Below are 12,549 nucleotides of genomic sequence, written 5' to 3' on the forward strand. Positions count from 1 at the left end.
ATGCCCAACGGATTTACCACAGCACAGGCTCCCTGGCCGCCTCCTGCATACATGGCGCTAGATTTTATGGATATATTCTATGGCCGTTATTAACACCAACATCGCGTCACTGAATGCTCAAAACAACCTTGCCAAGTCCGAGAGCAAGTTGACCCAGGCCTACGAGCGACTCTCTTCCGGTCTGCGTATCAACAGTGCGGCCGATGACGCGGCGGGGCTCGCCATCTCCAACCGTTTGACCAGCCAGGTTAACGGCCTGACCGTGGCATCCCGTAACGCCAACGACGGTATCTCTCTGGCACAGACCGCTGAAGGCGCGATGGACCAATCCACCCAGATCCTGCAGCGTATGCGTGAGCTGGCTCTGCAATCGGCCAACGGCTCCAACAGTTCATCGGATCGTGAAGCGCTGCAGGCGGAAGTGACCGCCCTTCAGGACGAGCTGAGCCGTATTGCCAACACCACCTCGTTCGGTGGCCGTAATCTACTAGACGGCTCTTTCGGCTCCTCCAGTTTTCAGGTCGGTGCGAAAGCAGGCGAGACCATCGACGTTACCATGGGCAATATTTCCGCCGATGCGATCGGTTATACCTACAAGAGCTTCAACAGCTCAGCGACCGCTACCGTCGCTGCAGGTACCGAGGCCGCTGCCGGCAGCACCACAATCAACGTGGATGGTACTGACTACACGATCGCCGTTAACGCCGATATGAGCGCTTCGGATCTGGCAGACAAGATCAACAATATCGATGGATTATCTGGAGTAACTGTCAGCCTAGGGGCTGATACTGTTGCCTCAACTACGCAAACAGTTACGTCCGACCTCCAACCAGAAACTGAATCTTTTTTTATAAGGCTAACTACTCCCTTGGCAGGGGACGATGAAGTTGTGATGACGCTTGACAATGGCTCGACAACCGCAACGTTTACGATGAACGCAGTCAATACCGCATCGAGAGATGCATTCCTTGCCGACTTCAATGTAGCGGGCTACACCGCAGTCGCAGATGCGGTCGCAGAGGCATACTACGGTACTTCTGCGGTCCGAATCTTTGCAGATGATGCAACCGCATTTGATGCTTCTGGTATAGCTCAGGATACAGGTGGTAGCTGGGAAGGTGGCTGGATATCGGTCATAGGAGGCAGTTCTTCTGCGCCCTACAATAGCTTAGGTGATAGTTTCACCGCCGACTCATGGAATGTACCCGCATCCAACGAAATTGAACTCTCTGGCTATACCGCTCCAACCGGTTCAGACACCATGACCCTGACAATCGATGGCACCGAACTTACGATAGACTCCAGCATTACTGACGCCAATGCCTTGGAAACCTTCATCAACAGTTCTGGAATAGCCGGTATAAGCGCATCTATAAGTGGTGGAACCATCACAATCTCCAGCACCGACACATCTGCCGCTTTCGATGTGTCGGTAGCCGCCGCTGATCTGGACAGCGATGGATTTTCTGGAGCGCTGACCATTACTAATCCAACCAGTGCTTCATCCGCTACTGTTGATAGCACTACCGAGTTGAATCAGAACATTGCGGGCGACTTCACGATCGATTTCAGCAGTGCAAAACTGGATGAAAATGTATCTAGCCTGAGTGTCGATGGCACGGCCATGTCCGTCGCCTCCGGCACTACCTTCAAATCTGTCGCAGGTATCGATATCGGTACCCAAACCGGTGCAAGTGATGCGCTTGCGATCATCGATAGCGCTATCTCCTTTATCGATAGCCAGCGTGCAAGCCTCGGTGCAGTCCAAAACCGTTTCGACAGCACCATCAGCAACCTGACCAACATCGTCGAAAACGTGACCTCGGCGCGCTCCCGCATACAGGATGCGGACTTCGCCTCGGAAACCGCCAACCTGAGCAGTGCAACCGTTCTGCAGCAGGCCGCGACGTCAATACTGGCGCAGGCAAACTCCGCTCCGCAGAGCGTACTGTCGTTACTGCAGTAAGGACCGTGCACGCAGTTTTGAGTGGCCAGCCGTTAGCAAGCTGGCCACTCAAGCGCGTGATAACGCCGACACCTCAGTTGAGCTATGCTGGCATTTGCCACTCGATTGTGAGTGAGCCGGTATGCCCAGTGCCTATCTTGATCCAGCCCTGACACGGTTTGTTGCTTTTTTGTTACGGCACCCCGAAATGTCCGCTTCATTTTTTTAACAAACAACGCACTTTTTTCTTAAAGTTTCCCTGAGCCGCGCCGTTAACCTATTCAGCCCGCAGAAACAGTTTTTCTACGGAAGCCCATATACCACTCTATCCACCCAGCCGAGCCAAGCGCAGGCGAATCCAAGGGGTGGGTTTAAGGAGAACCGAAATGGCTGTTATCAATACGAACATCGCGTCTCTGAACGCTCAAAACAACCTGTCCAAGTCTGAGAGCAAGCTGACTCAGGCATACGAGCGCCTCTCCTCCGGTCTGCGCATCAACAGCGCTGCCGATGACGCTGCTGGCCTCGCTATCTCCAACCGTTTGACCAGCCAGGTGAACGGTCTGACCGTGGCATCCCGTAACGCCAACGACGGTATCTCCCTGGCCCAGACCGCTGAAGGCGCGATGGACGAATCCACCCAGATCCTGCAGCGTATGCGTGAGCTGGCCCTGCAGTCTGCCAACGGTTCCAACAGCGCGTCTGACCGCGATGCACTGCAGGCGGAAGTGACCGCCCTGCAGGACGAACTGAGCCGTATCGCCAACACCACCTCTTTCGGTGGCCGTAACCTGCTGGACGGTTCTTTTGGTTCTTCCAGCTTCCAGGTGGGTGCTGAAGCCGGTGAAACCATTGATGTCACCATGGGCAATATCTCTGCTGACGCCATCGGTTACACTTACAAAAGCTTCGACAGCAGCGGTACGGTGACAGCTACTGCGACCCCGGGTACTGAGTCTGCTGCTGGTTCAACCACTCTGAACGTGGGCGGAACCGACTACACCATCGCCCTGAACGCAGACATGACTGCTGACGATGTGGCTGACAAGATCAATAACATTGACGGCCTGAGCGACGTAGAAGTATCAGGTGGTGTTCAGCAGGTAACTCTGGGTAGCTTTACAGGCCTAACAGCTGACAGTACCGGCGGCGGTGCGGGGAACTTCACTGCGACCATCACAGGACTCACACAGCCTGATACTGGTAACGGTGAAGCACTGCAGATAACTGTAGGCGGAACTCAGATCGACCTCAGTGGCTACTCTGCATTGAACTCGACAGTTGCCAGCGACATTCAAACCGCCTTGGGTTCAGATTACACCGTAACTTTTGACGCAACGCTGGACTCCGGTAACGGTGGTATTACTATCGAGTCAGCTACTGACTTCGATACAACCATCGACGTAACTGATGGTTCGGGTACTGATGCAGGGGCTTTGACCGTAACTGGTGATAGTACTCAGTCGGTAACTGGCGCCACTGCTACAGGCTCTTCCACTGCAGTCAGCTCTGCAGAAGGTACTGACGCCGAATCTATCACCCTTAATCTTGGCACGCAGTCTATCGTATTGGACTCAACTAACGCTTCCACTATTGCCGACGCTGCTACAGCGATTGATGGCCTCAGCGGATTTAGCGCAGCGTTGAATGATGCTGGTGACGAAATCATCATCACCAGCGACGATGGTGCGACTTTCTCAGTGTCCGCTACTGGCTCCGATAGCAGCGGTACTCTGGATGGTGCATTCACCGTCACTAATAACGCTGGCGATACGTTTACTGTTGCAAATGCAACCCAAACCCCTACAGGTATCGATGCTGACAAATCAGACTTCACCATCGACTTCACCAATGCGAAGCTAGACCAGGATATCAGCAGCGTTACTGTTGACAGTACCTCCATGTCAATCGCTTCAGGCACTACCTTCAAATCCGTTGCCGGTGTTGATATCAGCACCCAAGACGGTGCCAGCGATGCATTGGATATCATCGACGAAGCGATCGCGTACATTGACAGCCAGCGTGCAGACCTCGGTGCCGTACAGAACCGTTTCGACAGCACCATCAGCAACCTGACCAACATTACTGAGAACGTGACCGCTGCACGCTCGCGTATTCAGGATGCCGACTTCGCCTCTGAAACCGCTAACCTGAGCAGCGCGACTGTTCTGCAGCAGGCAGCAACTTCAATCCTGGCGCAGGCGAACTCTGCTCCTCAGAGCGTACTCTCTCTGCTGCAGTAAGAGCGACTCGCTCAGATTGGCGCGGTACGCCCCCGGTGGTATAGCCGCGCCAACAGCATGGAACAAAGGGGGCTTCGAGCCCCCTTTTTGACGTGAGGACAGTATGAATACGACAATCTCATCCAGTACATCAACGACGCTGCACAATACCAGTAGTTCAGTCGATAACAGCGGCAACGTTAAGCCCACCACCAGCCAGCAGGGCACTCAAGGTGTCAAAACCGAGATCAAGGCCAGCGGACTGACGGTTGAGGAGGTCAATAGCGCCGTTCAGACCTTGAACGAAGTGATGACCAAAATGAATCGAGCACTGAGTTTTGAGGTGGATTCCAGCTCAGAGGAGCTGGTTATTCGGGTAACCGATACCGAGACTGATGAACTGATCCGCCAGATTCCGTCCGAGAATGCACTGAAACTGGTTCAGCATATCACCGAGATGCGTAACATCCTCTTCGATGCCAGTGCTTGAGAAAGGTTGGTTATATACACTAACCTTCGATTGCTGAACATTTAATATTCAAGGGGCGCAACATGAGCGGCACAATCACATCTACCGGCCTCGGATCGGGCATCGATATAGAGACGATCGTCGAAGGACTGGTCAGTGCTCAGGGCGACGCCAAAACAACCAACCTCCAGACAAAAGAGTCCGATCTTCAGGCTGAGCTCTCCAGTGTCAGTCTGCTGAAAAGTGCCATGGCCGAGTTCGAGGACAGCTTGTCGGCACTGACGGAAGCGTCAGCGTTCAGTGCGGTTACCGCCAGCAATTCCGGCGAAGAAAGCTTCACCGCCGACGTCGATTCTGACGCACAGTTAGGCTCTTATGCCATAGAGGTTCAGCAGATCGCCAGTGCTCATAAGCTGGTTAACTCACAGGCGTATAGCAGTGGATCCTCCGGTACACTCACGTTCACTCAAGGCAATGGTGACAGTTTTTCCATCGACGTGGGCGAAGACGCATCGCTTGAGGATATCGCCGCGGCCATCAATGACGCATCGGATAACGAGGGCATCACAGCTGCCGTCATCACCACCGATGCCGGTCAGCAGCTTGTACTTACCGCCCAAGAAACCGGCGAAGACACGCGCATAACCAGCGTTTCATCGACAACGACAACCGGCGACCTGTCACTTTTCGATTACACCTACGACGAGTTGGCCGGGGGCGATGACGGCGCTTATACGCAGCAATCCGCCGCCCAGGATGCCATCATGACCATCGACGGTCAGGCCGTGACCTCTGCCAGCAACGAGATATCGGGCGTGATCGATGGCGTCACTTTCACACTGTTATCCGAAACAGAGAACGCAGCAACCCTGTCTCTGACGCGTGACACCGATACAATCAAGAACCTGATCACAAGCTTCGTCAATGCCTACAACTCGATGCAATCGACGCTGAGCAGCATGACCAGTTACGACGCCGACACCGAGACCACCGGGGCACTGTTCGGCGACGCCATGACCCGAACAATCAAGAACCAGATAACCCGCGCACTGACCGACGCCTATGGGGACGGCGCAATTAACGCGCTCTCTTCCCTCGGTATACGCACACAGTCGGATGGTTCACTGGAGATTGTTGATGAGTCAGATCTGAATTCAGCTCTTGCCAACAATCTCGATGGTGTAGCCGCACTTTTCAGCGGCGACAACGGCCTTGCTACCACACTGGAAACGAAGATCAACATCTATACCCAGGACAATACCGGCCTGCTCGACAGCCGCGTGGATCGTCTGAACGGTCAGATCGATGACGTAGAGAAGCAGGCTGACGACCTGGCCGAGTGGCTCGACAGTTACGAAGAGCGGTTGTACAGTCAGTTCAATGCCATGGATACACTCGTTGCCTCCATCAATTCTCAGGGCGACTTCCTGATCAGCACCCTCCAGGCCATCTCTGACTCGATGAACAGCGACAACTAACACATATGCGTGAAGCCCACACAGGGCCTCAAACGAGGTTTATCCGATGAACAAGAAAAGCGCGATTGCGCAGTACCAGAGCGTCGACATCAACTCTGCCGTGCTGAACGCCTCCCCTCACAAGCTTATATCGCTGCTGTTTGAGGGTTTTCTGAAGCGCGTTATGGAGGCCAAAGGTTCGGTTGAGCGCGGTGACAAGACCTCAAGCTCCACCGCCATAGGAAAGGCGATTGCCATTATCGGTGAGTTACAGGCATCTCTGCGCAATAAAGAAGGTAATGAGCTGTCCCAGCAGCTCGACGGTTTGTACGACTACATTAACAGGCTGTTGTTACAGGCCGGTCGAGAGCAAAGTCAGGACAAACTTGATGAAGCCGCTCAACTGATCATTCCCATTAAGGAAAGCTGGGATAAGATCCCTGCTGAGTATCACAACCTGTCTAAAAACCAAGCCAACTGATGGGCCGCATCGCGCAATGGCTGGATCTGTTTAATCAGGCTGAGCAACTGCATGGGGATATCATGCAGTTGCTCAGTGCAGCACCGCTGATTCCTGAAGATTCAACCGATGAACCCGATCCAGATACCAATCTCGTAGCGCTTCTGACACGCTGGAAGCAATTGACATCATCGATGGACACCGCCTCACTCGGGCCGGAAGCCAGTACAATTCACAACAAAATTGCCGCACTGCTGAAGATGAACACGGAGATTGGAGAAGGAGCTTCCCGCGTGCGGGACTTTATCGCTTCTCAGCTCCGACAGCAGCGCAAGAACACACGTAATTTGCAGGCCTATGCGACGGTCTCAAAAGGCAGGTAGGCTATGGGGAGGCACCCCCTCCCCCAACACCGCAAAAACACCGGACTAATGTCTTAGCTCAAGTAGTTGAACAGACTCAGTCCGGTAATGATATTAAAGCTGGAGTAGCTGGCTTCAAGTGTCGTCTTTTGAAGTGCCAACTGACTGGCTGCCTCTGTGAGGTCGGTATCGATCAGGTTTGATCGTGCTGTTTCAGTGTAGAGCGAGTACTCATCATTGACGGTCCGCTGATCATCAATTGCATTGATTCGCGCACCAATCGAGGCGCGTGCCGATATATTCTGCTCCTGAACGCTTTCGATCGCCGTCAGTGCCGAGGCTAAGGACTGCTGCAGCGAGAGTTTCCCTTCGTAGCTGTCGACATCCGCGTTCTTCATCGCCTGATACAGGTCGTTCGCGTAGTTCAGAATATTGTCGCTATCGTGCGCTCCAGACAGTGATACGCTGGTGTCCGGATCTGTCAGCGCTGAGTCGTTCATCAGCAGTTCCAGTCCACCAATCACCACGCCAGTGCCATCTTCGTTCAACAATGCGGCAGCTTCATCAGCATTGCTCTGCGCCGCATCGGGTGTCAATGTCACCGCACCATCCACCTCGGACAAGGTGTAAACGAACGTCTGTGACACCCCATCCGCATCGGTATAGCTGACTGTCAGCGCAGCATCAACCCCGACACTTGCCGCCGTCAGATCAACCTGGAAGTCGCTGTTGTCGGCCATGAACTCTTCAAATTCGGTGTAATCATCCACGTAGGGGGTAAAAAAGCTACTGTCGATAGAGACCGGATTGAGACTGTCGGTGGTATCGGTCATCTGTGGCTGAAAAGCGCCCTCGGCCCCCTCGAAAATCTCCAGCGCAGAGTCAGTTGAGGCAACCTGATAGTCTGGCCCAACCTGGATATAGCGCTGACCTCCATCACCCTGAAACTCATACTGCCCAGTGGTTTCATTGTAATCGTAAGCGCGCGTCAGACCCTGATAGCCAGAGAAGAGGTATTCGCCTTGCGTATCACGAGTGTTGACCAAGCCCTCAATCTCGCCGACCAGCTCTTTGACCTCTGAAGCAAGCAGCGCGATGTCATCGCTGCTGAGGGTACCGTTACCGGCCTGAGTCGCAATCTCTTGCAACCGGATGTTGGCATTGTTCAGTGCATCCAGGGTGGTTTCTTCAAGATCCAGCCGACGCTCGGTAGTATCGATGTTATTCTGATACTGTTCGGTACGCGCCAGCTCTTTGTCGAGCTTGAGCACCTGACCTGATGCCAGCGGATCTTCAGAGGGCTGGCTGAACCGCTCACCCGACGATATCTGCTCCTGGGTTTTAGCAATCTGCGTATTCAGTTTATTCAGTTGATCGATGTTCGATCTGTATATCTGTTCAGTTGAGACTCTCATATCGGAGACTCCTCAATTAAGTCCGTACGCTTGAAAGGAGCGTATCGAACATCTCCTGCCAAGTACTGATCAGTTGGGATGCCGCGCTGTAGGCCTGCTGGAACTTGACCAGGTTGGCCGCTTCCTCGTCAAGGCTGACACCTGACACACTTGAACGCTGGTTGATGTTCGCATCCAACAGCGACTTGGCAGCGTCCGAATTGGTTTGCGCGATCGCCGTTAAGCTGCCGACACTTTGCACCATCACCGCGTAGTAATCCTGGTATGACGCACCGTCTACCAGCTTGGAGTACTGCAACTCTGCCATCGACAGTGCATTGCGGTTATCCGATACCCCGCTCGAATTGAAAGAGAGCGTAAAGCTATCGCCCGCTTCGGGGCTGCCATCTGCCTCAATCACAAGATCCAGCCCGTCTGCACTGCCAAGCAGGGGATCGCCTGCCACATAGAGTTCGTCGGACTTGATCGCCACGCCGGACGCATCTTCGATGGTATAAAGGAGGTTTCCGCTTCCGTCATCGGTGAACGAAACCGTCAAGGGTAGTACAGCGTCTTCAGCCGTACCTGTCAGGGCTGAAATTGCGCTACGAAACTCGTCACTCTCAACACTGATATCCAGGGTTGCATCGCTTTGATTATTGGCACTGGCCGACACCGAAATCGGCTCAGCAAAGGCTAGTTTGGAGCCATCAGTAATCAGCAGATCCATGTTATCAACGCCGTAGCGCGTCGGCTGAATGGTAAAACGGTCACCGACTGGACTCTGGGTTGTCGATATCTCGATCTCGATGCGCATGCCGTCCTGTCGTACTACCAGCACACCGTCGGCCGAATTGAAGTAAAACTCTCCATCTTCATCTACGTCACTGGCCGATGCCTGACTATTGGCTTCTTTATAGGTCCAGCTCTCGCCGTCCGCCCGTTCCAGGGTTACCTGAGTACGCGAGTCATATTCAAGCGTGTATTCAGTGCCTTGAACCGCAGACATATCCATCAAGTAAACAGAGTTATCCAGTATTCTCGTGCTGTTTTCCGAGTTCGAGGTCAGGCGGTTACTGACAGCACTGCTGGAGTTGATATCGGTGAACATCAGACCACCGAATTCGCCATCCAGATCCAGACCCAATGATTGCAGTTGATTCATGGAATCAGCGAAGGACAAGGAGAGCAACCCAAGCTCATCCCGCGTCTGGTTCAGCACTGTCTCGCGATAATCCACGACACCACCCAGAACGCCACCACTTACGAACGTGGTGAGATCACTTTTCTGGCCCCCTATATTGAGGTAAATATTCAGTTCAGTTGCATCATCCGGATTGGTTTCTGCTGACAACTTGTAGGCTGTCTGCCCTATCACGAGCGGTTCACCCTGACCTACAAATACGTTGGCCTGACCATCACTCTGCAGATCGGTCGTAAAATTGATATAGCCAGCCAGTTGCTCAAGTATTTGATCACGCTGATCCAACAACTCATTACTGACTGAGCCGGCCGCCTGGGCAAGACGAATAGAGTCATTCACGGCCGCCAGATTCGATGAAAGCGAGTTAACCGCGGCCACGCCTTCACTGAGTTCTGTATTGACCGCGTCATTCTGGCTCGCCAGTTGCGTATCCAGAGTGGTAAACGTGTTCACCAATGCTTGCGTTTCCGACAGCAGCAGCTCGCGGTTCGACAGGCTGGAAGGATCGTCCAACGCTGTCTGCAACGCTGCAAAATAGTCATCTAGTGCCGACGAAATACTGGTCGAGTCCGATGCAAGCAGGTTGTCCAGCTGACTGGCCAGCTCTTCATATGCGGAAAGCCCGTAGTAACTGGAGGTCTGCGAGTAAATCTGCTTCTGCAGGAACTCATCGGCTATACGATTTATATCCGTTATCAGAACACCGTTTACCCCTTCACGACTGACCATGGTCACGTCCTGACGGGTATAGCCATCGGTATCGACGTTCGCGATATTCTGCCCGACGACATTCAGCGCAATAGTATTCGCTGTCAGCGCCTGACTACCGATATTGAGTAGATTACTGGTAGACATGATGTATGCTCCGAGGGCGTCGTGATCCAGTCAACGCCATACTCTTTTCGTTATCGGCCAGGGCTCACCCTTCTTGAGAGCCGCTCACCGCCATCGCCAGACTTGTGCCACCCAGAATCCGCTCGATCTTGGCGGCATACTCCGGGTCAGTGGCATAACCCGCCTGCTGCAGGGCCTGGAGATAGGCAACCGGGTCTTCTACCAGCTCACGAGCCTGTTCATAGCGGGGATTCGACTGGATGAAGTCGACGTAGTCGTTCATTCCAGCCTCCAAAGACTTGTAGGCCCTAAACTCTGCCCGCTCAGGCTGAGGTAAGCCATCACGGTACTCCAACGTCTGCACCCCAACACTCTCGCCCGACCAACGGCTATCAGCTTTGATATTGAACAGGTTATTACTGCTGTTACCCTGTTGATCACGAATGATTGAGCGCCCCCAACCGGTCTCCAGTGCAGCCTGCGCGACCAAAACCTTCGGATCGACACCGAGTGCTTGAGCTGCTTTCTCTGCCATCGGCATCAACACTTCAACAAATTCAGCTGGCGAGTTGAACGTAACGTCCTGGGGTGTATCGATGGACCGATCAGCACTAGTCTCTTCACTTTCACTCACCTGAGTGGATGTGGACATAACCCGCTCACGGGCCAGCTGGTCGCTGATCTCGTCAACGGCCGATAGCGAGTGACTGGCAACACGTCGCGTGGCCATGTTAAACATCAAGTCACTGACGCCGGTACTCTCGGTTTCGCCAGTACCGCTGGTGATCGACTGCCCCAACTGCTTAACGATAATCTCGGCCAGCCCCAGTCCCCCGGCCTTTGACAGATCCAGCGTCAATTGCTGATCGAGCATCCCCTGATAAAACTGCACTTCACTTGAGTAAAGCGGATCATCCTCGGCAAAGGCCTCATTCGCCTGTCGCATCGATTTGAGCATCATGTTCATGAACACCTGCTCAAACTGCTGAGCCACTTCGCGCAATGCAGCCTTTTCATCCTTGCCGGCCAACGCCTTAAGCTTGCTCAGTTCAGTGAGATCGGTATAAACACTCGGATCCACCGCCCCCAGGGACTTACTCTCCATATCAGATCACCACCAGTTCCGCCCTGAGCGCACCCGCCTGTTTGAGTGCTTCCAGAATCGCCATCAGGTCACCGGGAGCGACCCCCACCTGGTTAACGGCCTCCACCAAATCACGCAATGAGGTACCGGTATTGAACTCGAACATATGGCCCGACCCCTCGTCGACCTGAATACCCGTACGCGGAGTCACCACTGTCTGCCCGCCAGCCAAAGGCGTGTCCGGCTGAGATACCTCAGGTGTTTCGGATATGGCGACGGTGAGCCCGCCGTGGGTGATCGCCACAGGAGAGACACGTACATTTTCGCCAATGATGATCGTGCCGGTCCGCGAGTTGATGATTACTTTTGCCACCTCCTTGCCCGGACTTACGCTCAAATTTTCGAGCACCGACAGGAATGACACACGCTGCGAGGAATCTCTCGGCGCCCGAACCCGGATGGAGGTTGCATCCATGGCCTGCGCCGCATCAGGCCCCAAAAGACCATTGATCTGCTCAGCCACACGTCGCGCTGTAGTAAAATCCGGATTGTTCAGGTTCAGCACCAGAGAATCGCCCTGAGAAAAAGCGTTGGGCACCGCGCGTTCAACACTTGCGCCATTTGGAATACGTCCAACGCTCGGCACATTCACTGAAAGACGCGAACCATCATTGCCCTGAGCACCGAAGCCTGAAACGACCAGGTTGCCCTGAGCAATGGCATACACTTGCCCATCAGCCCCCTTCAATGGCGCCATCAACAGGCTACCACCACGCAGACTCTTGGCATCACCGATGGCTGAGACGGTTACATCGATCGTCTGCCCCGGTTTGGCAAAGGGCGGCAGTTCGGCATGGATCGCAACCGCAGCAATGTTATCGGATTCAGGAGAGACATCAGCCGGAATCGCAACTCCGAAATTATTCAGCATGTTGCGAAATGTTTGCGACGTAAAGTCGGTACCATCCCCTGTGCCGTCAAGGCCGACTACAAGGCCATAACCAACCAGCTGGTTGCTGCGCACTCCAGAGACCGATGTTATATCTTTAAGTCGCTCGGCCTGTACCGGTGCAGCCATCACACAGCAGAGCAGGAGTAACGCTAAAACCTGGTTCATC

10 protein-coding genes are annotated in these 12,549 nt (G+C 53.8%); 6 read left to right on the plus strand and 4 right to left on the minus strand.

Annotated elements, in window-relative coordinates:
- Positions 1-79 precede the first annotated feature (79 nt).
- From ADIMK_RS22345 to ADIMK_RS07810, 6 genes are all read left to right on the plus strand, one after another.
- On the plus strand, positions 80-1,966 hold the full coding sequence (locus ADIMK_RS22345; protein ID WP_036185897.1) for a flagellin N-terminal helical domain-containing protein: 1,887 nt from the start codon (positions 80-82) through the stop codon (positions 1,964-1,966).
- 365 nt (positions 1,967-2,331) lie between these two features.
- Positions 2,332-4,188 carry a flagellin N-terminal helical domain-containing protein gene (locus ADIMK_RS22350; protein ID WP_036185900.1) on the plus strand — a complete coding sequence of 619 codons (1,857 nt, stop codon included), beginning with the start codon at positions 2,332-2,334 and terminating at the stop codon, positions 4,186-4,188.
- A 103-nt stretch (positions 4,189-4,291) separates the two neighbouring features.
- Positions 4,292-4,657: a flagellar protein FlaG gene (locus tag ADIMK_RS21310; protein WP_051692679.1), complete on the plus strand. Its 366-nt coding sequence runs from the start codon at positions 4,292-4,294 to the stop codon at positions 4,655-4,657.
- A 62-nt stretch (positions 4,658-4,719) separates the two neighbouring features.
- A complete protein-coding gene (gene fliD, locus ADIMK_RS07800) occupies positions 4,720-6,114 on the plus strand; it encodes a flagellar filament capping protein FliD (protein WP_036185901.1) in 1,395 nt (464 codons plus the stop codon).
- A 46-nt stretch (positions 6,115-6,160) separates the two neighbouring features.
- Positions 6,161-6,574 carry a flagellar export chaperone FliS gene (gene fliS, locus ADIMK_RS07805; RefSeq protein WP_036185903.1) on the plus strand — a complete coding sequence of 138 codons (414 nt, stop codon included), beginning with the start codon at positions 6,161-6,163 and terminating at the stop codon, positions 6,572-6,574.
- On the plus strand, positions 6,574-6,936 hold the full coding sequence (locus ADIMK_RS07810; protein WP_036185905.1) for a hypothetical protein: 363 nt from the start codon (positions 6,574-6,576) through the stop codon (positions 6,934-6,936). The genes fliS and ADIMK_RS07810 overlap by 1 nt, the downstream gene beginning before the upstream one ends.
- Before the next feature lie 53 nt (positions 6,937-6,989).
- Here ADIMK_RS07810 and flgL read toward each other — a convergent pair whose 3' ends face one another.
- From flgL to ADIMK_RS07835, 4 genes are all read right to left on the minus strand, one after another.
- Positions 6,990-8,330, minus strand: coding sequence for a flagellar hook-associated protein FlgL (gene flgL, locus ADIMK_RS21315; protein ID WP_051692682.1), 1,341 nt, complete (start codon positions 8,328-8,330; stop codon positions 6,990-6,992).
- Between the two features lie 16 nt (positions 8,331-8,346).
- Positions 8,347-10,368 carry a flagellar hook-associated protein FlgK gene (gene flgK / locus ADIMK_RS07825; RefSeq protein ID WP_036185917.1) on the minus strand — a complete coding sequence of 674 codons (2,022 nt, stop codon included), beginning with the start codon at positions 10,366-10,368 and terminating at the stop codon, positions 8,347-8,349.
- Between the two features lie 64 nt (positions 10,369-10,432).
- Positions 10,433-11,452 (minus strand): flagellar assembly peptidoglycan hydrolase FlgJ, encoded by a 1,020-nt coding sequence (gene flgJ / locus ADIMK_RS07830; protein WP_051692684.1) that lies wholly within the window; start codon positions 11,450-11,452, stop codon positions 10,433-10,435.
- A 1-nt stretch (position 11,453) separates the two neighbouring features.
- Positions 11,454-12,548: a flagellar basal body P-ring protein FlgI gene (locus ADIMK_RS07835; RefSeq protein WP_036185919.1), complete on the minus strand. Its 1,095-nt coding sequence runs from the start codon at positions 12,546-12,548 to the stop codon at positions 11,454-11,456.
- Position 12,549: the final 1 nt, after the last annotated feature.

Origin of the sequence: Marinobacterium lacunae (genome assembly GCF_000705555.1) — a bacterium.
Taxonomy (GTDB): Bacteria; Pseudomonadota; Gammaproteobacteria; order Pseudomonadales; family Balneatricaceae; genus Marinobacterium_D; species Marinobacterium_D lacunae.

Excerpts from the sequence above, each read along its gene's own strand:
- ADIMK_RS21310 (WP_051692679.1), top strand. The coding sequence starts at position 4,292 with ATGAATACGACAATCTCATCCAGTACATCAACGACGCTGCACAATACC.
- ADIMK_RS22350 (WP_036185900.1), top strand. The coding sequence starts at position 2,332 with ATGGCTGTTATCAATACGAACATCGCGTCTCTGAACGCTCAAAACAAC.
- fliD (WP_036185901.1), top strand. The coding sequence starts at position 4,720 with ATGAGCGGCACAATCACATCTACCGGCCTCGGATCGGGCATCGATATA.
- flgK (WP_036185917.1), bottom strand. The coding sequence starts at position 10,368 with ATGTCTACCAGTAATCTACTCAATATCGGTAGTCAGGCGCTGACAGCG.
- ADIMK_RS07810 (WP_036185905.1), top strand. The coding sequence starts at position 6,574 with ATGGGCCGCATCGCGCAATGGCTGGATCTGTTTAATCAGGCTGAGCAA.
- flgJ (WP_051692684.1), bottom strand. The coding sequence starts at position 11,452 with ATGGAGAGTAAGTCCCTGGGGGCGGTGGATCCGAGTGTTTATACCGAT.
- flgL (WP_051692682.1), bottom strand. The coding sequence starts at position 8,330 with ATGAGAGTCTCAACTGAACAGATATACAGATCGAACATCGATCAACTG.
- ADIMK_RS07835 (WP_036185919.1), bottom strand. The coding sequence starts at position 12,548 with ATGAACCAGGTTTTAGCGTTACTCCTGCTCTGCTGTGTGATGGCTGCA.
- ADIMK_RS22345 (WP_036185897.1), top strand. The coding sequence starts at position 80 with ATGGCCGTTATTAACACCAACATCGCGTCACTGAATGCTCAAAACAAC.
- fliS (WP_036185903.1), top strand. The coding sequence starts at position 6,161 with ATGAACAAGAAAAGCGCGATTGCGCAGTACCAGAGCGTCGACATCAAC.